22 protein-coding genes are annotated in these 25,114 nt (G+C 63.8%); 8 read left to right on the top strand and 14 right to left on the bottom strand.

Annotated features, from left to right (window positions below; translation table 11 throughout):
- Positions 1 to 51 precede the first annotated feature (51 nt).
- Positions 52 to 2,241, top strand: coding sequence for an NADP-dependent isocitrate dehydrogenase (locus JZY91_RS01755; RefSeq protein ID WP_234948283.1), 2,190 nt, complete (start codon positions 52 to 54; stop codon positions 2,239 to 2,241).
- A gap of 229 nt (positions 2,242 to 2,470) precedes the next feature.
- Here JZY91_RS01755 and JZY91_RS01750 read toward each other — a convergent pair whose 3' ends face one another.
- The 4 genes from JZY91_RS01750 to ppc form a co-directional block, all read right to left on the bottom strand.
- A complete protein-coding gene (locus tag JZY91_RS01750) occupies positions 2,471 to 2,719 on the bottom strand; it encodes a hypothetical protein (protein ID WP_234948282.1) in 249 nt (82 codons plus the stop codon).
- Between the two features lie 114 nt (positions 2,720 to 2,833).
- On the bottom strand, positions 2,834 to 3,448 hold the full coding sequence (ccmA, locus tag JZY91_RS01745) for a heme ABC exporter ATP-binding protein CcmA (RefSeq protein ID WP_234948281.1): 615 nt from the start codon (positions 3,446 to 3,448) through the stop codon (positions 2,834 to 2,836).
- Complete coding sequence (locus JZY91_RS01740) at positions 3,445 to 5,433, bottom strand: hypothetical protein (protein ID WP_234948280.1); 1,989 nt, start codon at positions 5,431 to 5,433, stop codon at positions 3,445 to 3,447. The genes ccmA and JZY91_RS01740 overlap by 4 nt, the downstream gene beginning before the upstream one ends.
- 587 nt (positions 5,434 to 6,020) lie before the next feature.
- The gene (gene ppc / locus JZY91_RS01735; protein WP_234948279.1) at positions 6,021 to 8,675 is read right to left on the bottom strand and encodes a phosphoenolpyruvate carboxylase; all 2,655 of its coding nucleotides are present in this window, start codon (positions 8,673 to 8,675) and stop codon (positions 6,021 to 6,023) included.
- Between the two features lie 401 nt (positions 8,676 to 9,076).
- Here ppc and JZY91_RS01730 point away from each other — a divergent pair, with 401 nt between their 5' ends.
- Positions 9,077 to 10,234, top strand: a complete 1,158-nt coding sequence (locus JZY91_RS01730) for a homoserine O-acetyltransferase (RefSeq protein ID WP_234948278.1) — start codon at positions 9,077 to 9,079, stop codon at positions 10,232 to 10,234.
- Here JZY91_RS01730 and JZY91_RS01725 read toward each other — a convergent pair.
- The 3 genes from JZY91_RS01725 to JZY91_RS01715 form a co-directional block, all read right to left on the bottom strand.
- Positions 10,231 to 10,890, bottom strand: a complete 660-nt coding sequence (locus tag JZY91_RS01725) for a metallophosphoesterase (RefSeq protein ID WP_234948277.1) — start codon at positions 10,888 to 10,890, stop codon at positions 10,231 to 10,233. The genes JZY91_RS01730 and JZY91_RS01725 overlap by 4 nt on opposite strands.
- 100 nt (positions 10,891 to 10,990) lie before the next feature.
- On the bottom strand, positions 10,991 to 11,335 hold the full coding sequence (locus tag JZY91_RS01720; protein ID WP_234948276.1) for a DUF3017 domain-containing protein: 345 nt from the start codon (positions 11,333 to 11,335) through the stop codon (positions 10,991 to 10,993).
- Position 11,336: 1 nt separating this feature from the next.
- Complete coding sequence (locus JZY91_RS01715) at positions 11,337 to 12,215, bottom strand: bifunctional methylenetetrahydrofolate dehydrogenase/methenyltetrahydrofolate cyclohydrolase (protein ID WP_234948275.1); 879 nt, start codon at positions 12,213 to 12,215, stop codon at positions 11,337 to 11,339.
- Between the two features lie 52 nt (positions 12,216 to 12,267).
- Between JZY91_RS01715 and JZY91_RS01710 the strand changes: the two genes are divergently transcribed.
- On the top strand, positions 12,268 to 13,623 hold the full coding sequence (locus tag JZY91_RS01710; RefSeq protein ID WP_234948274.1) for a M20 family metallopeptidase: 1,356 nt from the start codon (positions 12,268 to 12,270) through the stop codon (positions 13,621 to 13,623).
- Between the two features lie 3 nt (positions 13,624 to 13,626).
- A complete protein-coding gene (locus JZY91_RS01705; protein ID WP_234948273.1) occupies positions 13,627 to 14,094 on the top strand; it encodes a tRNA (cytidine(34)-2'-O)-methyltransferase in 468 nt (155 codons plus the stop codon).
- Here JZY91_RS01705 and JZY91_RS01700 read toward each other — a convergent pair.
- The 6 genes from JZY91_RS01700 to JZY91_RS01675 form a co-directional block, all read right to left on the bottom strand.
- Positions 14,091 to 14,495 carry a type II toxin-antitoxin system VapC family toxin gene (locus JZY91_RS01700; RefSeq protein WP_234948272.1) on the bottom strand — a complete coding sequence of 135 codons (405 nt, stop codon included), beginning with the start codon at positions 14,493 to 14,495 and terminating at the stop codon, positions 14,091 to 14,093. The genes JZY91_RS01705 and JZY91_RS01700 overlap by 4 nt on opposite strands.
- Positions 14,496 to 14,500: 5 nt before the next feature.
- Positions 14,501 to 14,740 carry an AbrB/MazE/SpoVT family DNA-binding domain-containing protein gene (locus JZY91_RS01695; protein WP_234948271.1) on the bottom strand — a complete coding sequence of 80 codons (240 nt, stop codon included), beginning with the start codon at positions 14,738 to 14,740 and terminating at the stop codon, positions 14,501 to 14,503.
- 75 nt (positions 14,741 to 14,815) lie between these two features.
- On the bottom strand, positions 14,816 to 15,466 hold the full coding sequence (locus JZY91_RS01690) for an MOSC domain-containing protein (protein WP_234948270.1): 651 nt from the start codon (positions 15,464 to 15,466) through the stop codon (positions 14,816 to 14,818).
- A gap of 4 nt (positions 15,467 to 15,470) precedes the next feature.
- A complete protein-coding gene (locus JZY91_RS01685; protein WP_234948269.1) occupies positions 15,471 to 16,817 on the bottom strand; it encodes a PH domain-containing protein in 1,347 nt (448 codons plus the stop codon).
- Positions 16,814 to 17,266: a PH domain-containing protein gene (locus tag JZY91_RS01680; RefSeq protein ID WP_234948268.1), complete on the bottom strand. Its 453-nt coding sequence runs from the start codon at positions 17,264 to 17,266 to the stop codon at positions 16,814 to 16,816. Before JZY91_RS01680 ends, JZY91_RS01685 begins: the two co-directional genes overlap by 4 nt.
- A 67-nt stretch (positions 17,267 to 17,333) precedes the next feature.
- Positions 17,334 to 20,585, bottom strand: a complete 3,252-nt coding sequence (locus JZY91_RS01675) for an error-prone DNA polymerase (RefSeq protein WP_234948267.1) — start codon at positions 20,583 to 20,585, stop codon at positions 17,334 to 17,336.
- 143 nt (positions 20,586 to 20,728) lie between these two features.
- Here JZY91_RS01675 and JZY91_RS01670 point away from each other — a divergent pair, with 143 nt between their 5' ends.
- Genes JZY91_RS01670 through JZY91_RS01655 form a run of 4 tightly spaced genes read left to right on the top strand, consistent with a single transcriptional unit; the run spans position 20,729 to position 24,202 of the window.
- Entirely contained in the window at positions 20,729 to 21,628 is a 900-nt protein-coding gene (locus JZY91_RS01670) for a MetQ/NlpA family ABC transporter substrate-binding protein (RefSeq protein ID WP_234948266.1), read from the top strand.
- Positions 21,629 to 21,632: 4 nt separating this feature from the next.
- Entirely contained in the window at positions 21,633 to 22,664 is a 1,032-nt protein-coding gene (locus tag JZY91_RS01665) for a methionine ABC transporter ATP-binding protein (protein ID WP_234948265.1), read from the top strand.
- Entirely contained in the window at positions 22,661 to 23,353 is a 693-nt protein-coding gene (locus JZY91_RS01660) for a methionine ABC transporter permease (protein ID WP_234948264.1), read from the top strand. Before JZY91_RS01665 ends, JZY91_RS01660 begins: the two co-directional genes overlap by 4 nt.
- 39 nt (positions 23,354 to 23,392) lie before the next feature.
- A complete protein-coding gene (locus JZY91_RS01655; protein ID WP_234948263.1) occupies positions 23,393 to 24,202 on the top strand; it encodes an HAD family hydrolase in 810 nt (269 codons plus the stop codon).
- Here the strand turns inward: JZY91_RS01655 and JZY91_RS01650 are convergent, their stop codons facing one another.
- The gene (locus tag JZY91_RS01650) at positions 24,203 to 25,099 is read right to left on the bottom strand and encodes a sucrase ferredoxin (protein ID WP_234948262.1); all 897 of its coding nucleotides are present in this window, start codon (positions 25,097 to 25,099) and stop codon (positions 24,203 to 24,205) included. It lies immediately after the preceding gene.
- Positions 25,100 to 25,114: the final 15 nt, after the last annotated feature.

The raw sequence follows: 25,114 nt of genomic DNA, 5'->3' as shown, positions 1-25,114 counted from the left end.
AGGCGGTACGCTGGGAGGTTGAAGTCTGACACCTTACTTATAAGGAGCACTATGTCTACGATCATCTGGACCCGCACCGACGAGGCGCCGCTGCTGGCGACGTACTCCCTGAAGCCGATCGTGGAGGCATTCGCTTCCCAGGCCGGCATCGACGTGGAAACCGCCGATATTTCCCTGGCTGGTCGCATCCTGGCGCAGTTCCCGGATCGCCTGACCGATGAGCAGCGGATGGATGACGCACTGGCGCAGCTCGGTGAGCTGGCGAAGACGCCGGAAGCCAACATCATCAAGCTGCCGAACATCTCCGCTTCCCTGGTGCAGCTGAAGAAGGCTATCGCCGAGCTGCAGGCGGCTGGCTTCGACATCCCGGATTACGAGGATGCGCAGGAGAAGTACGACGCGGTGAAGGGCTCCGCCGTGAACCCGGTGCTGCGTGAGGGCAACTCTGACCGCCGCGCGCCGGAGGCTGTGAAGAACTACACCAAGAAGCACCCGCACTCCATGGGCGCATGGTCCCCGGAGTCAAAGACCAACGTGGCCACCATGGACGCGAATGACTTCCGCCACAACGAGAAGTCCGTCATCATGCCGTCCGAGGACACGCTGACCATCAAGCTGGTGAAGGCTGACGGAACCGAGGAGGTGCTGAAGGACGGCCTCAAGGTGCTTGAGGGCGAGGTTGTGGACGGCACCTTCATGTCCGCGAGGGCGCTGGACTCTTTCCTCCTGGACGCCGTGAAGCGCGCCAAGGAGGAGGGTGTGCTCTTCTCCGCGCACCTGAAGGCCACCATGATGAAGGTCTCTGACCCGATCATCTTCGGCCACGTTGTGCGCGCCTACTTCAAGGATGTGTATGACAAGTACGGCCAGGAGCTGCTGGACGCCGGCCTGAACGGCGAGAACGGCCTGGGCGCCATCTTCGAGGGCCTGTCCGAGCTGGGTAACGGCGAGGAGATCCGCGCTGCGTTCGACCAGGCGCTGGCAGATGGCCCGGACCTGGCGATGGTGAACTCCCACAAGGGCATCACCAACCTGCACGTGCCGTCCGACGTGATCATTGACGCTTCCATGCCGGCTATGATCCGCACCTCCGGCCACATGTGGAACGCAGATGACCAGGAGCAGGACACCCTGGCTGTCATCCCGGATTCCTCCTACGCGGGCGTGTACCAGACCGTGATCGACGACTGCCGCGCGAACGGCGCGTACGACCCGACCACCATGGGCACTGTGCCGAACGTGGGCCTGATGGCGAAGAAGGCTGAGGAGTACGGCTCCCACGACAAGACTTTCAAGATCCCGGCCGACGGCACCGTCCAGGTGGTCAACTCCGCAGGCGACGTACTGATTGAGCACCACGTGGAGGAGGGCGACATCTGGCGTGCATGCCAGACCAAGGATGCCCCGATCCAGGACTGGGTCAAGCTGGCCGTGAACCGTGCACGCCTGTCCGGCATGAAGACCATCTTCTGGCTGGATGAGGAGCGCGCGCACGACCGCAACCTGATCGAGCTGGTGAACAAGTACCTGGCGGACCACGATACCGAGGGCCTGGACATCTCCATCGCTTCCCCGGTTGAGGCCACCCGCACCTCCGTGGAGCGCATCCGCCGCGGCGAGGACACCATCTCCGTGACCGGTAACGTGCTGCGTGACTACAACACGGACCTGTTCCCGATCCTGGAGCTGGGCACCTCCGCGAAGATGCTCTCCGTGGTGCCGCTGATGGCTGGCGGCGGACTGTTCGAGACCGGTGCCGGCGGCTCCGCCCCGAAGCACGTCCAGCAGGTGCAGGAGGAGAACCACCTCCGCTGGGATTCCCTGGGCGAGTACCTGGCGCTGGCGGAGTCCTTCCGCCACGAGCTGAACCAGAACGGCAACCAGCGCGCCGGCGTGCTGGGCGACACCCTGGACCGCGCGACTGAGACCCTGCTGAACGAGGGCAAGTCCCCGTCCCGCAAGGTCGGCGAGATCGATGACCGCGGTTCCCACTTCTGGCTGGCCACCTACTGGGCAGAGGAGCTGGCGAAGCAGACCGAGGATGCGGAGCTGGCTGAGAAGTTCGCTCCGGTGGCTGAGGCACTGCGCGCTAACGCCGACGCGATCAACCAGGAGCTGATCGACGCACAGGGCGGCGCTGTTGACCTGGGCGGCTACTACTGGCCGGACGAGGAGAAGACCTCCGCGGTCATGCGCCCGTCCGCAACCTTCAACAAGATCATCGACGCACTGGAGAAGTAGCTCGCTGATCTGAAATCGACCGGTGTCGGGGTTTCGCGCCCCGACACCGGCCGTTTTTGTTTGGTCAGGCTGGGCAGCGCTGTGCCCAGCCCGGTACCTCCGCCCCACTTACCGCAAACGCTTACCCGACGAACTAGACCACCTAGATCAGATCAGAAGAGCGATTTTTTCTTGCTCCGTAACCAGAAAAAGATGCCAAAACAGCCCTTAAACTCTTCAAAAAACTCCCTTACCTGCGGAATCGTTTTCTTGCCTGTTTCTTGCTTCTCGGGCGCGTTTTAGGTTGGATCCACCTCTCCGGCTCCGAGGCGTCGAAGCCGACAACCTCCCCGGCGTTGCGCAGGGCGATGGCGAGCCCGTTCATGGTGACCTGGATCGTCTCGGGTACGAGGAAGGTCTCGCCACCGGCGTTAGCCGGCTGGGAAGCGCTGTGCCCGACCGAGACAGCCACGTTGATCAGCCCAGTTTCGCCTTCCATCCCCAAACGCCACCCCTCCCGTAGTCGCTGGGTGCTGCCTACGCGTCACCAAACGACTGCGCATCCGACAAGTACAGGGGTGACGCTCGATCCCAGCTATATTTTTCCGCTACATCAGAGCTCCACTACCTCATCTGAATTATTGGAGATAAACGCAGAATGGGTGGCTACGACGACTACTGCGCCTTTCTGAGCAAAATGGCGTAGATGCTTAAGAACGAGTTGCGCATTTGCTTTATCGAGGGCTCCGGTTGGCTCATCTGCTAACACTATTTTCGGCTGCGCGAGAATGACTCGTGCCAAAGCGATGCGTTGTTGTTCACCACCAGAAAGTTCGCTCACCGTTCGCTTCTCGGATCCGCCAAGTCCGACTTCATTCAGCGCCGCCTCCATTGTTTCGCGGGAGACGCGGGGGACAGCGATCTTGATGTTCTCCATCACAGAGAGATCGGAGACCAAACCGTAGTCCTGAAACAGATATCCGACGTTTGATCGCCGAAATTTGCGACGTGCGCGCGAATTCATAGATGCGATGTCGAGCCCCTCGAACTCGATCGTCCCCGAATCCGGCGTGGTCAGCCCACCTAACATATTGAGCAAGGTTGTCTTGCCGCTGCCGGAGGGCCCTGTGAGCGCCGTGATTCGACCTGCCCTAAACGTGGCTGTGAAAGCTTGCAAAACCGTCCGCTCGCCAAATGCGCAGGATACTTCGTTTACCTGAATTGTCATTGCGGTTCCGTACCTCCTCTTGCATCCCACCGCGAAGCAGCTTTGAGCATCAACCCCACAGAAACCATGAACCATACTGCGCCGAAACCTACTACTGCGACGATGGTGGATGGCGACCATTGATGTTCAAACCCGATACTCCAGGTTGACGGCACGCGGCTCTCGGCTTGAATCCAATGATCGCGAACCTTATAAAGCAGCCAACCAATCGTGGCTAGGAAGAATGCAACTTCGATAGCTACTGCTTCTTTTGCAACCCACCAAGGGCTTCGCCCACAAACATAGGCAACGTGGATTTTGCGCCGGTAGGTGACGCGAAAAGTAAGGACCGTGGCTCCGACCAAGACCGTCACAAGCAGGACTGATGCAAAACCATTCAGCCCCCACAGAGCCACATTCTGCTCGGCGGTGCGAATGCTCGCCTGCCATGAGTCTTCACGCGGTCTAAAGAAAGCAAGTGTGTTCCCAGTAGCGCCCTTCAACATTTGCGAAGGTACGTCAGGGGAGACAGTTAGAAGGACTTGCTGGGATACCTTTGACATCAAGTTGTGGTCGCCCAACGGAGCGAGGCCACGCGGGAGTATGACGAGAATCGGGTTATCGACTTGCGGACGGTAGTTAACGTCATAGGTGAATACCGAGCCTAAGCTGCAACCGTCCCGCCACTCTATGTCGGGCGCTGGTTCATTGGCATAGCCGGCCTCGAATTCGAGCGAATCCTCGATCACGTTTCTCGAGTGCACCGACGTTTCTCCCGGCGAGCAGACCGTCACTGCAGCACCATCCAACATCGACACTCCCGCCTGTCTCGCGAATTCCTGGTTCGCTAATAGGACTGGTGCCTCTAATTCCACGGGCCATGTAATCCAATAAGGATCAACGAGGAGCACGTCTCCCGCCTCGTCGGCAACCCGGAATGGCGCTGCGGTCTCTGTATCTGACCAGTCTTCGAAAGCCGTGTTGACGTTCAACGCCAACTCTTGCGGCCCACGGTGAGCATCCCACAGCCCCTGCAAGCGGTGACGCGCCTCGAGTTCCGCAGAAAACCCAACCAAGGTTGCAACCACACTGAGCGCAGCAACCAGGGTCACTCCGCGGACGGCAGTCAGGGAATAGAGAATTGGCCGCGCGTGGATCTTGCCCTTGATGGATTGCGGTATCGATGTCCTGCGAACCAGAAACTGCCCACCTAGGTAGCCAACGAGCAAACACACAGACAGAATCACGCTGATCGTGAAATACATTCTCCAAAATACCCAGCTCTCCGCCCACCCGTTGTAGGCATAAAGAAGGCCAGCAACAATCAGTGGGCTTCCGAGGTAGGCGATCGTAAGGGCAACGCTTTGGCGCTGAATTTCAATACGGGTCGTTTCTGCGACGCTGAGCCCAAGCAGTCGATGAACACCGACCTCCCGCGAGCGGGCAATGACATGGCCCGCGCCTAGTACCAGACACAGGAGCACAGATAGGATCAGCAGAATGGGAATTGTCGAAGATGCAAAGATTTCGGAGAAGTAACTGGTAAGAGGCACCGCGTCGAGCCCCTGTTCGGCTAACCACCGCAGCAAGTGTTGCTCGTCCGTCGCAGACCCTTTGAGATGGAGAGGTTGCCTTGGATCAGAGTATGGAAAGTCTTCCAGCGGATAAAATATGTCAACTTCCCCGCGTTCAAAGCGCGGCCGTTCCATCCGACCGCCGTTAGGCGGAAGCGAGGATGAGTAGACTCGCTGCTCACCACCAGAGGCAGCGAGCGACGAGTAGTTAATCGCGATATCGAAGTCATTGCTTCGCGCAAACTCGGCCAGCTCGGAATAGAAACTCGCACGCTCCGAAGCGGTGCGATCTGATTCCACCTGTACCCCGTACTCACCCAGGTGACCATCGATCGCTGAGTAAAGCCTCGCGCCGAGGAAAGCCACGGTAGTCGCCAGAATGGCCGTGGCGACTATCCCCACGGCTAATAGGCCTGATTTCAGAAGAGACATGCTCTAGCAATGGCGGTAGAAGGACTCATTGCCCAGTTCATGGTTCCCCCCATCGGTAGGCATTCAGCGGCGAAGGGGCTTTCGCCGTGTGGTAATTATCACACTCAGATTTATGTTACACAAGTAGGAAAACCTACCTATGTGACTTACGGCACTAACCGATTTCAATCGTTGCCAGTTTGGGCTTCCCAGGCACGGTGGAGCGACAGCTGCTCACGCATGGTCGCGTCCTTTAGCGCGGGATACCGCCTTCACGATTGCTCATCGGTACATCCCTCCATCATCGACCGGTGTGACTGATTGTCATCTACGTTTCGCCCCTTCCTGAAAGAACCTCGCGGCCAAAAGAGGCCGCCAATACGGACAACTTCCCAAAACCGAACAGGAGCACCCAAAGCAGATCAGTCACACGTTCATCCCTGGGCCCGTAGGCTCAAAATCTTTATTGCTCCGTAACCGGAAAAGGGCGCCAGAACAGCCCTAAAACCGCTCGAAAGATTCTCCTACCTGGAGAAACTTTTTCTTGCCTCTTTCTTGCTTCTGAAGCGGGTTGCAGGGGATCCACCCCGCGCCCCAGCCGCAGAAACCTACCCCGCGTTGCGCAGGGCGGTGGCGAGCCCGTTCATGGTGACCTGAATCGTCTTGGAGACGAGGAAGGTCTCGTCGCCGGCGCGGTAGCGGCGAAGCAGCTCGAGCTGGATAGCGTTGAGCGGCAGGAGGTAGGGGTAGCGACGTTTCAGGGATCGGGCCTGGCGCTGGTTTTCGGCTACAAGGTCCGTATGCCCGGTGATGCGGAAGTAAACCACCTTGGTGCGCTGGAATTCATCGGCGATGAGCGTGTAAATGCGTTCGGCTACCTCGCGGTCCTCCACTAGGTCGGCATAGAGGCGGGCTAGCGACATCTCCGCCTTGGCCATGACTTGGGCCATGTTGGACAGCACGGAGCGGAAAAAAGGCCAGTCGCGGTAGAGCTCGCGCAGGTCCTCCCAGCGCTCTTCACTCTCGCCCGCCCAGCGCTCGACCGCGGTGCCGACGCCGAACCAGCCCGGCACGTTGGTGCGCGACTGCGCCCAGGACAGCACCCAAGGGATGGCGCGAAGGTCGGAGATCGCCGTGGTCTGTTTGCGCGACGCCGGGCGGGAGCCGAGGTTGAGCTCGCCGATCTCGTGCAACGGGGTGGACTGGGTGAAATAGCCAATAAAGCCAGGGTCGCCGATGAGTTCTTTGTACTTTTCGCCGGAGTAGGCGGCAAGCGTACGCATGATGTCGTAAGCGCGGGTCGGGTCTTCGATAGGTTCGGTATCCAGGAGGGAGGCCTCAAGAGTGCCGGCAACCAAAGCCTCGAGGTGGCGGCGCGCGGTCTCGGGCGAGCCGTACTTGGCGGAGATGATCTCGCCTTGTTCGGTGATTCGGATGGAGCCGGCGACAGCGCCCTTGGGTTGGGCGAGGATGGCGTCGTACGTGGGCCCGCCGCCGCGGCCGACTGCCCCGCCGCGGCCGTGCGCGAGTCGAAGGTGGATGCCGTGGCGGTTGCAGAGTTCGACGAGGGCGAGTTCGGCGTCGTAAAGAGCCCAGTTCGCTTGCAAATAGCCGCCGTCCTTGTTGGAGTCGGAGTAACCGAGCATGACCTCCTGGACATCGCCGCGGGCGCGGAGGTGTTCGCGGTAGAACGGGAGCGACCAAAGGTCTTCGAGGATGCGGGCGCCGTGCGCAAGGTCTTCGATGGTTTCAAACAACGGGACGACGTTGACACCATTCAGACCAACTTCCTTAAGCAGGACCATGGGTTCGAGGATGTCGGAGACGGCCCCGGTCATGGCGATAATGCACTGCGCGATCGCGCCCTGGCCGAGGTCTTGCACGGCGCGGGCAGCGGCGGCGAGGATGCCCATTTCCTTGCGTGTGTCATCACTAAGCTGGGCCTCGGCGCGCAGCAGCGGGCGCGGGGTGCGCAGCTCCTCGACGAGCACCTCCACGCGGTCTTCCTCCATAAGCGACGCGTAGTCCTCGCACACGCCGGCAACGCTCAGTACTTCAGCCACGACCTTTTCAAAGGATTCGGAGTTTTGGCGCAGGTCTAGCGTGTACAGGTGGAAACCGAAGGTGGTCACCGCAGAGCGCAGGCGGCCCAGCCGGTCGTCTGCAATAATGGCGCCGCCGTGCGCACGCAGGGAGGCATCGATCACGTCCAAGTCTGCAAGCAGCTCACCCGGGTCCGCATACGGCAGATGTTCGCCGGTTCTCGGCTCGCCGGCGAGTACTTCGCGGGTCGCGGCGACGCGGTGGCGGATGCCGTAAATGGCGCGGCGGTAGGGCTCGTCGACGCGGGACTCGGCGGTGTTGTTCGCGGACTCGGCAAGCTTGGAAAGCTCCTCCGATGAGGTGGAGTAGCGGTCTGAGAGGGACAGCTCGCGCTCCAACTCGCCCAGCTCGTCGACGTAGTAGCCGAGCACGGCATCGGCGGCTTGGCGGGTGGCATACGTGAGAGTGTCTGCATTCACGTACGGGTTGCCGTCATGGTCGCCGCCGATCCAGGAGCCGGGGCGCACGACGGGGGTGAGCTCGAGGTCGCGTTCGAAGGTGTCGCGCAGCTCGTAGCGGATCGCGCGGTTGAGGGCCGGGATCTGCTCAAGCAGAGAGAGCTTGTAGTAGCGCAGGCCGACATCAATTTCGTCCTCGAGGCGCGGGCGCGCGATGCGGATAAGCGCGGTCTGCCACATCAGGGTCATGCGCAGCTCCATCTCGCGTTCGATGGCTGCCGGGTCGGCACCGGCATGGAGTTCACTCAGCAGGCGTTTGATGTGGGTCTGGGTGTCGAAGACGGTGCGGCGACGGGTCTCAGTCGGGTGTGCGGTGAGCACCGGGGAGACCTGCGCCCCGCTGATGAGTTCGGCGACCTTGTCAGCGTCCACACCACTGTCTTTGAGGTGGGCGAAGCTGGTGCGCAACGAGACCGGTGCGGCAACTTTCTCGTCATCTAAGTCCTCAACCAAGTTGGTCAGCAGCGCGAAGTGGCTGAAAGCGCGTGCAACGAGGTTCATTTTGGTGATGTCCATGTCGTGGAAGACTGCGAGCAGATCTTCCGGGGCGGCATCCCCGTGGGAGATGTCGAAGGCGGCGCGGCGGGTGGATTCGACCAAGTCGAAGATCTCCTGCCCTTCCTGCTTGGCGATCACACGGCCGAGCACCCGGCCAAGGAGTCGGATGTCTTCACGGACGTGATCGGCGGGCTGGACAGACACGGAGGCTTCCTTCAAGTACGGCGCGACAAGACGTCATGGGTGTGACGTGCTAGTCAAAGTAGCCAAGTTCCACTCCCCTGTCTCGGAATCGGAGGTCACACTATCGTGAGCTGGGGCATTTGCACTATTCTTCAGCCCCCAACCCGCAAGATAGACCGCTTGCTGCAAAACGGCAGACAAAACGGACGGTCTCCAAGTGGGAACGTCCCCGCCTGGGGTGAAAGCATTGAGCCCGTTGAGCTTGCTCCTTTGATTCTGAACGAACGTTACGGCGGCGCCTAGCGCGCTAGATCAATGCACAGGGACGGCCACCATTTCGGTGGCCGTTTTCTGGTTCTGGACTAGGAATATAATATAGACAGCTTTGTTCACTATCTGGCAAATTGCCTACGATTAGCCCCATGACTACACCTGCACTGCATACCATTCCCGATGGGGAAGGCCCGGTAGTCGTTTCCATCGGCGATGTGCGGACCGAGGCTGGCGCCACCATCACCGGCGTGGAGATTGCGTACCGCCGCTGGGGGGAGCTGCGCGGCAAGCCGGACGGTGAGAACAACGTGCTCTTGGTGGAGCACGCGCTGACGGGCGATGCCAGCGCGGACGAATGGTGGTGCGAGGTCGTAGGCCCCGGCAAGGCGCTGGACACGGACCGCTGGTGCGTGGTGTGCACCAACGCCATCGGCTCCTGCTACGGCTCAACCGGCCCGGCCAGCGAACACCCGGACGGAGGAAAATGGGGGTCGCGCTTCCCCGCCATCTCCATCCGGGACATGGTGGCGGCCGAAGCCATGGCGCTCGACGCAATCGGTATCGGCCGCGTGCACGCGGTGCTGGGCGGATCCATGGGTGGGGCCCGCACGCTTGAGTGGACCCTGCTCTACCCGGACCGTGTGGGCTTCGCGCTGGTCATCGCCGTCTCCGCCCGTGCGAGCGCGTGGCAGATCGGCATCCAGTCCGCCCAGATCGGCGCCATTACGCGCGACCCGGACTGGCACGGCGGCGACTACTTCGCGGCCGGTGTTTCCCCCGATGCGGGTCTAGCCGCAGCGCGCCGCATCGCCCACCTCACCTACCGCGGCGAGCTGGAGATCGACGAACGCTTCGGCACATCCTCCCAACCCGGCGAGAACCCGCTCGGGGCGTTCCGCGCAGACGACCAGCGCTTCGCCGTCCAGAGCTACCTCGAGCACCAGGGCAGGAAGCTCACCGAGCGTTTCGACGCCGCCTGCTACGTCGCCCTCACCGAGGCGCTGAACCGCCACGACGTGGGGCGCGGCCGCGGGGGCTTGAACAAGGCGCTGCACTCCATCAACGTGCCCACCATGGTGGTGGGCGTGGATACGGACATCCTCTACCCCTACCACCAGCAGGAACACCTTTCCCGCAACCTGGGCAACCTGCTGGCGATGGCCAAGCTCTCCTCCCCCGTCGGCCACGACGCGTTCTTGGTGGAGGCGCGGCAGATGGACCGCATACTGCGCAACTTCATCACGCTGACGGAGCAGACCCCGTCCGGACGCGAGGTCGACGCGGTCCGCGGCGTTTACGCGATCTAGCGATCGAGGGGCGTAACCTTCACCCGCGTTCCGCTCGCCGAGGCAATGTAGGCCTTGCCCATGCCGACCCAGCCAATAAAAGGATCGCTAGCAAGCGTGACCTGCTGGTGCACGTGACCGAGAAGCCAGGCACCGTATTCGCACTGCTCCAGCTCCTCCAGCGTGCAAGGCAGGCAGTCGTGGTTGGAATATTCCCCTGTCACCGAGGTATGCAGCAGGCCAAGATTCGGTGCCCCCTCGACGGCTGCCGGAAATTCCGGAACCAAGCGTCGCGGATCTCGATCGATTTCAACTGCGGCGGTGTGCAGCGCCCACTCGCCTGCCCTCACGGTCTGCGGTTGGATCCCTGCGACCACCACGCCGCCTGGAATCACGCCGGAGAGATCGTGGTGCACGTCGTGGTTGCCGGAGATGAACAAGGAGTCGTCGAAAAGCGAAAGCCCCCGCTCGAAGAAGCAGGTGACCTCGCCGTAGGTGGCGTCGGTGAAGCGCTTGCGGTCGATGATGTCTCCCAACATCACCATGTGCTGGGCACCGGAGGCGGCACCCCGCTCGAGTGCGTCAAGCGCCCATTCGATGCCGGGGCCGGTCTTTTTGTCGCCGTGCTGCTTGCGGCCGAGGTGGATGTCGGCGAGGACGAGGACGGGTTCGCTCATCGTTCCACCATTACCACTCTTAGCGGTGCGCGCGTCCCTGCCACAGGTGTTGATGTTTTGCCATCAAAAGCTGTGCCGGGGTGGCTGCGAGCAACCGGTGCTAGGACCCCAGCGAGTCCACGGAGTACGCGAGCCACATCATGCCTGCGCCTACGGCGGTGCAAAAGAGCACGTCGAAGCGCCGGGAGCGCACCGCAAGCAGGCCGATCACCTTCGAATCGCAGGTCAGGCGCATGAGCGCCACCCACACCATGGTCGCCCCAAGTGTGAAGGTGGCGCGGCGCCAGTGCTCCGTCGCAGAAAACAAGGAGGCCGCGATGAACCCGGCGGCGAACACCACGATCATCGCGTACTGCACCCACCGCGGCAGCGGGGAGGGACGGTTACGCAAGTCATGGGGGTTGTCCAATGACAACCCCTGCGGCAACTCGCGCGTTGCGGACAAGCTACTCAGCCTGCTCCGCGTCCGCTGCCTGCGCGGCGCGGCGTTCTGCAGACTCCACAATGTTGCGGACCAGGAACGTACGCGTCATCGGGCCGACGCCGCCCGGGTTCGGGGAGACCCAGCCAGCCTTCTCCCACACGTCCGGGTGCAGGTCGCCCACCGTCTTGCCGTCCACGCGGGATACTCCGACGTCGACAAGCGCGGCCCCCTCCTTGATCATGTCTGCGGTGATCATGTGCGGCTTGCCGGCGGCGGCGATGACCACGTCCGCACGGCGGGTCTCCGCTGCGAGGTCCTTGGTGCCGGTGTGGCACAGCACTGCGGTGGCGTTCACGCCGCGCGTGGTCAGCATGAGCGAGATCGGGCGACCGACGGTCACGCCGCGGCCGACAACGCAGACGATCGCACCGTTCAAATCAACGCCGAAGCGCTCCAGCAGCTTGATCGTGCCGTTCGGGGTGCACGGCAGCGGCGCCGGCTCGTTGAGCACGAGCTTGCCCAGGTTCACCGGGTGCAGGCCGTCGGCATCCTTGGCTGGGTCGATGAGCTCCAGCACGCGGTTCTCGTTCAAGTGCTTCGGCAGCGGGAGCTGGACAATGTATCCGGTAACGGCATCGTCGTTATTCAGCTCGTCGATAAGCGCCTCGAGCTCCTCCTGCGTGGTGTCACCGGGCAGCTCCTTCTGAATGGAAGCGATGCCGAGCTCCTCGCAGTCCTTGTGCTTCATGCGCACGTAGTTCTGGCTCGCGGGGTCCTCACCAACCAGCACGGTAGCCAGGCCGGGGGTGATTCCCTTGGCCTTCAGCGCCGCCACGCGCTCCTTCAAGTCCGCGAAAATCTCCTCGCGGTAGAGTTTTCCGTCCAGTTTGATCGCAGTCACGCCACGATTCTATGCCTCAGTGCGCGGCGGGCACCGCAATAGGATGGAAGCCATGACGAACGTGAACCTTGACACGCTGCACGAGGGAATCGACGCCGCCGCACGGGACATTCGCGACGATGTCATCGGCTGGCGCCACCACCTGCACAAACACCCGGAGTTATCGAACCGCGAGGAGCAGACGGCAGCATTCATCGTCGAGCGGCTGCGGGAGTTCGGTATTACCGACATCACCGAGGGCGTGGCAGGCCACGGCGTTGTCGCGCGCATCCACGGCGGTGACGCAGGTGACGCAGGCGAGGCCGATCGCCGCACCATGCTGCTGCGCGCGGACATTGACGCCCTGCCGGTGAAGGAACAGTCCGGCGAGGATTTTGCCTCCGAGGTGGTGGATAAGGACTACCCAGGCGGTCCCTTCCCTGTCTCGCACGCCTGCGGCCACGACACGCACGCCGCGATGCTGCTTGGCGCGGCCAAGATTCTGCACGACCAGCGCGACCAGCTCCCAGGCGACGTGCTCCTCGCCTTCCAGCCCGCGGAGGAAGGCGCTCCCGCCGGTGAGGAAGGCGGCGCGTCCCTCATGGTCGAGGAGATGGAGACCAAGGGGTTCTTTGAGCCGCGCCCCACGATGGCATTCGGTATCCACATCTCTCCCCTGCCCGTCGGGGCGATCGCGTACGCCCGCGGCATCCAGAACGCTGCCTCCGAGACGTTGAAAATAACTGTCTCCGGCAAACAGGTACATGGTTCAACCCCGTGGCAGGGCATCGACCCGATGCCGGCGGTCGGGGACATTTTGAGCAACACCGGCCAGATCTACCGCCAAATTGACGTGGAGGAGCGGTTCTCCATCTCCCTCGGCCACATCGTGGACCAGGGCCGCTTCAACATCGTCGGCGAGCAGGTGGAGATCTGGGGCACGGTGCGCGCCCTGCGCACCGAAGTGATGGCGGACGTGAACCAGCGCCTCGAGCGCTACGTGGAGCACCTCGCGGCCGCGCACGGCTGTACCGGCACCGTCGAGTTCTTCGATGAGGTCCCGCCCGTGGTGAACGGCCCAGAGTGGATCGACTCGATCCTGCCGGTGTACGAGCGCATCGCGGGCGAGGCACCTGTCATCGAGGTCCCGTCTTCCATGGGCTACGACGATTTCTCCGAGTTCTCCTCGCGCTTCGGCGGCGTGTACGCGCTGCTCGGCGGGCAGAACATCGCGTTTACGGCAGACGGCGGCATCGAGCCAGCCGGCGGAGATGACCGAGGTTTCGTGCCCAACCACAGTCCGCGGTTCTACGTCAACGACGAGGCGCTCGCGTACGGCGTACGCCTCCACGCGCAGGTGGCGGTGGATCACCTGCACGACGAGCTAGTTGGCAAGCCGCAGGAAGAGCAGGACGGGGGCGCGCAATAACCTATGCCGCTGCACATCATCTTCGATAACCCCGTCATCCCCGGCAACACCGGCAACGCCATCCGCCTCGCCGCGAACACGGGGGCGGTGCTGCACTTGGTTGAGCCGCTCGGCTTCAACTTCGATGACAAGCACCTGAAGCGCGCCGGGCTGGACTACCACGACCTCGCGGACCTGAAGATTCACCCGGACTTGGACACTTGCTTTTCGACGATTGGGGAATGCCGCGTCTTCGCTTTCACCACCCAGGCGACGAGTTATTACCACGAGGTGGAATACCAGTGGGGCGATGCGCTCCTCTTTGGCACCGAGCCGACCGGCCTGCCGCCTGAGCACTCGCACCACCCGCGTGTGACGCAGCGGCTACGCATCCCGATGGTGGAGGGCCGCCGATCCATGAACCTCACCAACTCCGCCTCCGTGGCAGTGTTCGAGGCGTGGCGCCAGCTCAGCTTCACCGGCGGGGTCTAGTTAACCAGTTGTACCTCGACCCCCAGAGACAGATAGTTATTCACGGCACGCCGATCCCTGCTTGCGAGGGGCACACCGTTTTCTAGCGCCGTCAGCGCGACGATACCGTCGTAAGTAGCCCCGCCAAGGACTCCAGCCTTAGCTAGCCTCCGATGGATATCTTCGCCGACCGTGTCTGGCAACATCAACGGCTTGGGAAAATTGTCATCGATGACCTGGACCGCGTCACTGCCCGCCAAACGGTTATCTCCCGGCAACCTCGTCAGCACCGAGTACGTCTCAACCAAGGAGTGCGCGCACAGCGTCAGCTCCCGTCCCTTCGCCCACCTCTTCACCGATTCGTGGGCATTATGCGTGCCCAACAGAAGCGGAACGGCCAGGCTGGTGTCCAGCGCGATCACTGACGCTACTTTCTTCCCGCGTCAATGAGCGCGAAGACATCGGCGTCAGTCACTTCCGTTGAACCGTACGCGACGAGGAACCCGTCTTCGTTCCTCTCCACACGCGCAGTCCTGCCTCCTGGAATGACTGTGAGGCCCCCGCCGTAGGCACTGATGTCCACTACGGAGCCGGGGGTAAGCCCGAGCGCATCCCGCAGAGCTTTAGGGAGCAGCAACCTCCCACCCGCATCAATCTTCGCTTGCATGGGAACAGGTTACCATTGAATCCCCATTTACTGCAGTCTGCGGATGCGGCGCCAGCTCGGCTTCACCGGCGGGGTCTAGCTTCCACCAAACCGCTTCTCGTAGCGCTCTTGGTACAGCGGTGGGAGGATGTCCAGTTCCCACATCCGGCGAGCCAACGCATCATCGCCCATCCATGCCGCGAACGCTTCGCCCATGGTAAAGCCGTGCGCCGGCTCGTCCAGTGCCACGATGGTGTCGCCGGGGCGAATCACACCCTCCACGTTCACGCGGAAGTACGCACCGCAATCGCCCGACTCAGTGAAACGGCGCACCCAGGCGCGCTCCCCCATCCATTTGGCAAAGGTGCGACAGGGCGTGCGAGGAACGGACACTTCCAGCTCCACCTCGCCGACCTGAAAGCGCTGATTCAGCAGCGCCTGCGTCCAGTCGATGCCGGCGGTGGTCAGGTTCTCCCCGAATACGCCGTTATGCAGGTCGCGGCCGAGCTCATCCTCCCAAGCGTCGAGCCGTTCGCGCGCAAACGCGTACACCGCTTTCTGCTGCCCGCCGTGATGTTTCGTATCCCCGATGTGGTCGCCCACCACACCCGAGCCGTCGCCGTAATCCGGCCCCGGGATGGTCACTTCGATCAACTCGGCGGAAACTTTGTGGATCCCGCTTTGGCGCTTGAGCCCGCCGGGATCGGCTTGCGGGACGGCGATGTTGGTGCTGAGAACCTGTGCCATGCTCTTACGGTACCGGGGCAGGGTCCGCGCTCAGCGGCGGCAGCTCTCGGGCACGCAGCGTGTCGACGAGCACCCGTGCCGCGCCCTCATCCACATCCCGCGCCGTCATTTTCACCGGGCCCGGGACCAGGTCGAAGCGCACGTCCGCAATCTTGAGCGCGCGCTGCAGCGGCCCCTGCTTCATGGTGAGTTCCTGGATGTGCGGCACGGTGACCATGTGGAAGCGGCGGGTGAGCCGCCCGAACGTGGTCACGGCCACCCCTCCGCGCACCGTCGCGGTTTGCTGGCGCCAATCAATTGGCGAGACCCAGCGCGCCCGGCGCGGTGTGACGTAGTCCGCCGCGGCGAGGTCCGTGAGCTGGGCTGCGGTGAGCGGCCCGACGGCATCCACCACCGCTACCGCCTGCTCCCACGTGCCCACCGGCAAGAGCTTCGAAGTGCCCGTGGCGTTACTGCGCTCAGAGGCGTAGCCGGCGGTGGTCACGGAGACGGTCCACCACCCGAACGGCCGCCACAACAGCGGCTGCTTCAGCTGCAACGCGTGGATCCGGTGTTCGGGCACCGCTTGCCTGCGCCGGTTTGCCAGGCCGTAGGTGAGTTGAAAAACGCCGTCGGCACGCGTGGCGTTGAATCGCCAGGATTGGTCGATGGTGCGCCAGATGATGGGGATGAAGCCGACAAGCACGGGCACCACAGCGGCGAGGGACACGTCCGTCCACAGCGGGGCTGTTGCGGATACGACGGTGAACAGCGTGGAAAACTGCAGCGCTGCGGCGGCCAGGGAGCGGCTCATGGGGATCGGCGGGACCAGGTAGTCGTGCTCTGGCGTTTCACGCTCTTGCAGCTCTTGCGCGAGCCCACCTTCCGGCGCCTTCGCTGCGATGCGGCCCAGGATCTCCTCGCGCAGCGCCTCCGCCTCCTCGCGGGAGAGGTACGCGATCTCGATTGCGGCATTGATGCCGCCAGCCACCTCTACACGCACGGCGGCTAGGCCAAAGATGCGCGCGGCGAGCGGTTCCACCACGTCCACGGCTTGAATGCGGTCATAGCGCGCAGTGCGCACCTGGTTTGTCAGCACGCCGCGCTTGAACTCCAGCTCCTCTGGCCCGACGCGGAATCCGGTGCGGGACCACCAGAGCTGCGAGGCGCCGAAGATGACTAGCACTGCAAGAACGATGCCGCCCACTGCCCACAGCACCTGCATCCAGCCCACCTGCTCGTCCAAGAACCAGGCGTAGAGCGGACCGGCAAAGTTGAACACCGCCAGAGCCACGAGCGTCAGCGCTGCACCCCACACGCGCAGCAGCGGGCTGATCCGGTGGACGCGGCGGTACTCGGGTTGCGCGGTCACAGGCCGCTCATCCTCTCGCGCGCCTTGGCCGCCAGACGGTCACGCAGCGCATCCGCCTCCGCCGCGGGCAGTCCCGGCAGATCCGAGTTGGAGGTGGTGGAGGCGGTGTGGATCTCCAGCTTCTTCAGGCCCAGCGCGCGGGCGATGGGGCCCGATTCCACGTCTACGAACTGGATGCGGCCGTACGGGATAGCCGTCATGGTGTGCCACATCTTGCCCTTGCTCAACAGCAGCTCATCATCCGTTTCCAGATACCCTAGGTTGCGCACCCGGAACGGGATGAGCACCAAGTTCCACACGATGAGCACCGTGGCTGCCCCCAGCGCCCACAAGAGCCACGTCCACCCCCAGCGCGAGTAAGCGTACCCTATGCCCCCAAGCACAATCGCGGCCCAGATCAGCGCGGAGATAAACCGCGGCACCATGAGTTTGGGCGAGACGCGGTGCATGGTGTCGACGCTGGTTGGTAGGGGTGTGGGGTGAGCCAAAGGAGCGTCGTCAAGCATGTGCCCCAAGCTAGCGGAAGTCCCGCGAACCGCGCGTAAGCCACTCCCCCATCTCCAGCGGCTCCAGCTTGTCCGCGACCAAGCTCGCCGCCCCGGAGGCGTTTTGGATGATGCCGCGCACAATCAGCGCCTTCGCGGTGCGGGCGAGCACCTTCTGGCGGTTCCACAGCCCCACCGGGATGACCACGTTGATCAAGCCAGTCTCATCCTCCATCCCCAGAAACGTCACGCCCCCGGCCGTTTTCGGCGCCTGGCGGTGGGTGACCACGCCTGCGCAGCGGATGCGGGTGCCGTCGGGGACGGTGAGGAGCTGACCGGCGCGCACCACGCCTGCCGCATCCAGGGCTCCGCGCACCATCTCCACCGGCATCTTGTCGTGCGTCACGCCGGTGGCCGCCACGTCCGCGGCCATGAGCTCGAAAGCGTTCATGCCGGGCAGGCTCGGCGCGGAAATCGCGGACAGCCCGGGCAACATGCCCTCGCGCTCCGTGGCTGCGATGCCCGCCTGCCACATTGCTTGACGACGGTCCACGCCAAAGCAGTCCAACGCACCCGCCCGCGCGAGCGCCTCCACGTGCTCCACCGTAAGGTCCGCCCGGCGCGCAAGATCCGGGACGCCGGTGAATGGCTGGGCCTCTTCAATGCGGTCCGCGGCCGCGTCGCCGAGGCCCTTGATCAGGTTGAGGCCGACGCGGATGGCTACTTCCTCGGCCCCGTCCCCGGCCCCGCCCTCGGCTGCCGCGCCCGCGACGGCACCGCCAGCACCGCGCACGCAGCGCGCCTCCCGGCCGGACTCGTTCACGCACACCGGCAGCACCGTGACACCGTGGCGGCGGGCGTCCTGGATCAGGGACTGCGGGGAGTAGAAGCCCATCGGCTGGGCGCGCAGCAACCCCACGCAGAACTGCGCCGGGTAGTAGCGCTTGAACCAGGCGGAGAAGTACACCAGCGACGCGAAGGACTGGGAGTGCGATTCCGGGAACCCGTAGGCGGCGAAGGCCACGATCTTCTGCCACAGCCGCTCCGCCACCTCTTCGCTGATGCGGTTGGTCTGCCAGCAGCCGTCGAAAAACCGTTGCCTGAGCGCCGCCATCTTCGCGGGCGAGCGCTTCGAACCCATGGCGCGGCGCACCGCGTCCGCCTCGCGCCCGGAGAAGCCGGCGGCGTCCACGCAGATCTGCATGAGCTGCTCCTGGAACAGCGGCACGCCCAACGTCTTGCCCAGGGATTTCTCCAACACAGGATGGTCGTACTGCACCGGGTCCGCACCATCACGGCGGCGCAGATACGGGTGCACGCTGCCGCCCTGGATGGGGCCCGGACGGATCAGCGCCACCTCCACCACCAAGTCGAAGAAGCAGCGCGGTTTCAGCCGCGGCAGGGTGCCCATCTGCGCGCGGGACTCCACTTGGAACACGCCCACAGAATCGGCGCGGCAGAGCATGTCGTACACCGCGGCATCATCCAGCTGCAGCTCCCACAGCCGTACCTCGCGGCCCGTGGTGTCGCGCACCAGATCAATCATGTGGTGCAGCGCCTCGAGCATGCCCAGGCCGAGCAGGTCGAACTTCACCAACCCCGCGGAGGCGCAGTCATCTTTATCCCACTGCACCACGGAGCGGTTTTCCATCCGCGCCCACTCGGTGGGCACCACGTCCGCGATCGGGCGATCGCAGATCACCATCCCGCCGGAGTGGATGCCCAGGTGGCGCGGTTGGCCTTTGAGCTCCGCCGCCAGCGCCGCCACCGCGGGCGGGGGCTCCGCAACGTCCTTCGACCACGAATCCGCCGCGCCTTGCGCATAGCCCAGCGCCCGCGCCGCGTCCCGGATCGCGCCCTTGCGGCGGTAGGTGATCACGTTGGCCACCTGCGCCGCATTATCGCGCCCGTAGCGCGCGTAGACGTATTGGATCACTTCCTCGCGGCGGCCGGATTCAATATCTATGTCGATATCCGGCGGCCCGTCACGGTCCGGCGACAGGAAGCGCTCGAACAATAGACCCGCCGCGATCGGCTCCACACTGGTGATGCCCAGCGCAAAACACACCGCGGAGTTCGCCGCGCTGCCGCGCCCCTGGCACAGAATGTCCTCCCGGCGGCAGAAATCCACCAGGTCATGCACGATAAGGAAGTAGCCGGGAAAGTTCAGCTCCTCAATCACCGTCAGCTCATACTCAATCTGGGCCATTGCTTTTCTGCGGATCTCTTGCGGCCGCGACGCATACCGCACCTGCGCACTGGATATGGTGAGCGCCCGCAGAAACGTCATCTCGTTGTGGCCCTCCGGCGTGGGAAACAGCGGCAGCTCCGGGGCGACCAGGTTGAAGGTGAACGCGCACTCCGCAGCCAATTCCGCAGCGTAGGCCAGCTTGTCCTCGCACCCCGGGTACATGGCGCGCAGCTGATCCGCACTGCGCAGCCAGTTCGCGCCCATCGGGTGGAGGTTGCCGTGCGCGTCCGACAGGGATTGTCTGCGCCCCAGCGCCCGCTTGGCCGCGGCGAGGCGGGCGGCATCCCGCGTGGCGGCCGCCGGAGCAGCCGTCACCACCGCCGGGATATGGACGAAGCTGTCTAATGTGGCGTGCCGGTCCGCGTCCTCCGGCAGCATGGCCACCTCGTATTCCCGAACTACATTCATAGGACCAAACACTTCGACCAGGTGATCGATTTCATTCGCCCACGCCCACCCGGCAAGCACCACGCAAGTGCCGTCCAGCGCGGCCCCAATGAGTTCCAGCGGCGGGTAGGCCACCTTATCTTTTTCCCGGGTGTCCATGCGGGCCTGGGTGATCAGGTGGGAGAGGCGTTTATAGCCCTCCGGCCCGCGCGCGATAACGGGCAGTACCCGCTCCCCCAACGTCAGTTCCGCCCCAAACACCGTGGCAATGCCCGCCCCCGCCGCAGCTTCCGCGAACTTCACCGCACCGTAGAACCCGTCCCTATCCAACAGCCCCAACGCACTTAAGCCCAGCACTTTTGCCCGTTCCACCAGCTCCTCTGGTTCACTGGCACCGCCGAGGAAGCTGTAGGAAGACACCGCGTGCAGCTCCGCAAACGGCACAGTTGGCGCCATGGGCACCGTATGAACCGTGGGTGCCGTAGAACCCTCCGCCATCACGCAAGGCCCCGGCCCCTGCGGCGCGTACGTGAGGCCTGCGGGCGTGCCGGTGTGGTCCGCGGGGATTGGCGTGGGCCCGGGCCGGCCGGAGAGGATGCGCTCCAGCCGGGACCAGGACAGCGGCTCGCCCCCGTTAAACCTCATGGGCAAAACGCTACCAACATTCGAAAACGTGTGCCAACGCGCTGGCCACCGCGCAGAGCCAACAAAAAGCGCCGAATAGACTAAGCGGTTCACCCGGTGCTAGATTCGTGCCCGTAGTTTTCCCGAATAGAAAAGGATGAGCCATGCGCGCTTCCCGTTTCCTCGCTGCCGCAGCTGCAGCGACCCTGGCCTTCACCGGCCTGACCGCTTGCTCCAACGAGTCCAACAACGCCTCCACCTCCGACACCACCGCCGCAGGCGAGAACGTCACCGTCCGCATCGGCACCACCGACGCAGACCAGCAGGCGTGGTCCGTCTTCGCCGACCTGGCGGAGAAGGAAGGCATCACCCTGGACATCGTCCAGTTCTCCGACTACCCGCCGGTCAACGAGGCACTGGCACAGGGCGAGCTGGACCTGAACAAGTTCCAGCACATCCTCTACCTGGCCAAGTACAACGCCAACTCCGGCAATGACCTCAAGGTTGTCGGCTCCACCGAGATCTACCCGCTGGCGCTGTTCTGGAAGGACCACACCTCCCTCGACGGCATTGAGGGCTCCGAGATCGCCATCCCGAACGATGACTCCAACCAGGGCCGCGCCATCAACGTGCTGGTCCAGGCTGGCCTGATCACCCTGAAGGACGGCGCAGACGAGCTCGCACCGGCCCCGGCAGACATCGACACCGCCGCTTCCAAGGTTTCCGTGGTGCCGGTGGACGCATCCCAGACCCCGTCCGCGTACAAGGAGGGCCGCCCGGCCATCATCAACAACTCCTGGCTGGACCGCGCCGGCATCGAGCCGTCCGAGGCCATCTTCCAGGATGACCCGGCTTCCGCACAGGGCGAGCCGTACATCAACGTCTTCGCTTCCCGCGCTGAGGATGTTGACAACCCGACCTACGTGAAGCTGGCTGAGCTGTGGCACGACGCCGCTGTCTCCGAGGCTGTGCAGAAGGACTCCCGCGGCACCGCAGTTGAGGTTGAGCGTCCGGCGAACGAGCTGAACGACATCCTCGCCCGCCTCGAGCAGAACGAGAAGTAACTAGATGGCTAAAACCGGCACCCGGATTGAGTTCCAGAACGTAAGCAAGGTGTTCCGCACCGGCGGACGGGAAGTTGTGGCCGTCGACGACGTCACGCTGACCGTCGAGCCGGGCGAGATCCTCGGCGTGATCGGGTATTCGGGTGCCGGCAAGTCCACGCTCGTCCGCCTGATCAACGGCCTCGACATGCCCACTTCGGGGCATTTGCTTCTCGACGGCACCGATATCGTCGGCATGTCCGAGAAAAACCTCCGCGGCATCCGCCGCAACATCGGCATGATCTTCCAGCAGTTCAACCTGCTGACCTCCCGCAACGCGGAAGGCAACATCGAGTACCCGCTGCAGCTTGCAGGCGTGGACAAGGCGGAGCGCAAGCGCCGCGTGGCGGAGCTTTTGGAGTTCGTGGGCCTTTCGGACCGCGGCAAGAACTACCCGGAGCAGCTCTCCGGCGGCCAGAAGCAGCGCGTGGGCATTGCCCGTGCGCTGGCCACCAACCCGTCGCTGCTGCTGGCGGATGAGGCCACCTCGGCCCTCGACCCGGAGACCACCGAAGAGGTGCTGGCGCTGTTGCGCCGCGTGAACCAGGAGCTGGGCATCACGATCGTGGTGATCACCCACGAGATGGACGTGATCCGCTCAATTGCGGACAAGGTCGCTGTGATGGAAAACGGCCGCGTGGTGGAGTACGGCTCCGTCTACGAGGTGTTTTCCAACCCGCAGACCCACGTGGCCAAGCGCTTTGTGTCCACCAGCCTGCGCAACACCCCGAACGAGGTGGAGGCGCGCGAGCTGCTCGCCGCCGCTCCGGGGCGCCTCTTCACCGTGAACCTGAAGCAGAACTCCGGGTTCTTCGCCGCCGCAGAGGCCGCCCGCAAGCAGGGCGTCACCGTCCAGCCGGTGCACGCCGGCATCACCACATTGCAGGAGCACAGCTTCGGCAAAATGACGGTGCGACTAACGGGCGACGACACCGCGATCAACGAGTTTCTGACATCGCTGCAGCGCACCACCGATATTGAGGAGATCGTCCGATGACAACCAACGTGCACGAGCTCATCCTCGCCGAACCGAACTGGGATCGCCTTGGCCCCACGTTCATCGAGGCTATCGGCGACACGATGTGGATGGTCGCCATCACCATGGTGGTGGGCGGCTTCTTCGGCCTGCTCCTGGGCATCCTGCTCTACACCACCCGCCCCGGCGGGATCTTGCAGTCCAGCCCGATCTACTGGCTGATCAACATCGCGGTGAACTTCTTCCGCCCGATCCCGTTCATCATCATGATCGCCATGCTCTACCCCATCACGTTGTCGGTGGTGGGCACGACGATTGGCCGTGAGGCCGCCACGTTTGTGATGTGCTTCTCCGCCACGTTCACCGTCGCCCGCATTGTGGAGCAGAACTTGGTGGCCATTGATCCCGGCGTGATCGAAGCGGCTCGTTCCATGGGTGCTGGTCCGTGGAAGATCATCCAGTCCGTGATCCTCCCGGAGGCGCTCGGACCGCTGATCCTGGGCTACACCTTCATCTTCATCGCCGTGATCGACATGTCCGCCATGGCCGGCTACATCGGCGGCGGCGGTTTGGGTGACTTCGCCATCGTCTACGGCTACCGCCAGTTCGAGCCTCAGGTCACCTGGGCCGCCGTGATCGTCATCGTGGTCATTGTCCAGCTCGCCCAGTTCCTGGGTAACTGGCTGTCCAAGAAGGTCATGCGCCGCTAGCACTCAGCCCCCGAGCCTGCGACGCTAGGCTTGAACGCTATGAAGGTCGCAGCGTTCGATTTCGACGGAACCCTCCATGTCGGGCCCCATTTGGGGCCCGACATGAGTCATTTGGAGGCCAGTCACGGAGGGTTTCGCGCAGCTGATCTCGAGGCCATCGAGGCGTGGCGCGCCGCCGGTCACCTCGCGGTAGCCGCCACGGGCCGCTCCCGCGCAGCGCTCGCCCACGGCATGCAAGGCTCCACCCTCCGCTTCGATTACCAGGTGCTCTCCAACGGCGCCTCCGCCGCAACCGGCGACGGCGCGGAGCTCATCTTCGCCTACCCCATCGACCCGGACGTGCTCCGCGCGGCAATCGACGCATTCTCAGAGCAACCCGGCATGGCCGTCTTCGGCACCACCATCGGCGCTATTGACGGCGTCTTTGCCAACAACACCGGCGACACCTCTAACCTCACCGCGCACTTCACACCGATGACCAAGGCGGATGTCCCGGACCACACCTTCGCCGTGGTCCCCCTCTGGGTGCCGGAGGATGATACCTTGCGCGCGGACGTTGTCGTTTGGGCCGAGGCGCTCGGCGGCGTGACCGTCGCCCAGAACCAGACCTATGTGGACGTCATGGCCCCGGGCCGCACCAAGGGCACCGGCGTGCTAGAACTGCTCGATCACCTCGGGCTGGACCGCGCGGACGTGGAGCTGTACACGTTCGGCGACTCGTGGAACGACCTCTCGATGCACGCCATCGCTGACCACGCCCACAGCTTCACCCACTCCCCGGCCGATGTGCAGGCGGCGACCGGCACCGTGCTCACCTCCGTCGCCGAGGTGCTCACTTCCTACCTGTAGCTACAGCTCCTCCACGCTGTGCACAACCCACGCCGCGCCGGTAGACGGCGCATCCCCGCAAGAGGAAACTACCCCGTCCACCTCGTGCTTCACCAGGTGGACGGTGAACGCGCGGGCGGCCCCGGTATCGTCGACACGCACCTGCGCCTCATGCGTGTCCCCGGAAACCTCCCCGACGCGCAGCTGGTCAATGCCCACCTGCACCCCCTCGTGCGAAAGGTGAGCGGCAACGGCGATCTCCGCCGCCTGCGCCTGCGGCGGGAGGGTGCCGCGGCCGCGGTTGCCGGGCACGAAGAACTTCTTTTCCAGCGCGTGATCGAGCAGCGCTTCCGCCGCCTGCGCCGTCATCCGCCCGAAGCTGAACGCCCACGGCATGAGCATCAGCGTCGCCGCGAAGCGGTGCCCCTTAATGTGGGACGTCTCCCACACCAGGTCCCGCCGCTCCGGGGAGCGCCCCACCAGCTCCGTCACCAGCGGGCGGCCCTTCACGGCGCAGCACATGTCGCGCTTGCCGTGCGTGCACACGAGCAGCAGGGGGCGAGTGCGTACCGACGCTCCATTCTTGCCCGGTCCCGACAAATCCAAGCCCAACAGCTCTTCTGGCCCATCGACGTGGAGCACCTCAGTGACACCTTCCTCAGCGAAGACGAGGTAGACGTGGTGGTCCTTGATCTGGCGGCCCTCGCGCGTGGGGTGGCGGACCAGGAGCAGCGTCGCGCCGTAGCGCTTCATCAGCTCGCTGAGCTTGGCGCTGAGCTCCGCGCCCAGCGTGTCCCCGTCTAGCACATCGCGGCCCCACGGTCCCGGCCACTCGAAGAGCACGTACGTGCCGCCGGTCTTGGCAGTGCCGGGCAGGGGCTCTACGTCAACATCTGAGCAGCGCAGGTTGTTAGTCATGCCTTACATAGTACC

The organism is Corynebacterium sp. CNCTC7651, from assembly GCF_021496665.1.
GTDB lineage: Bacteria > Actinomycetota > Actinomycetes > Mycobacteriales > Mycobacteriaceae > Corynebacterium.
The sequence above is the reverse complement of the archived record's forward strand: the minus strand, read 5'-3'. Positions and strand labels throughout refer to the sequence as shown.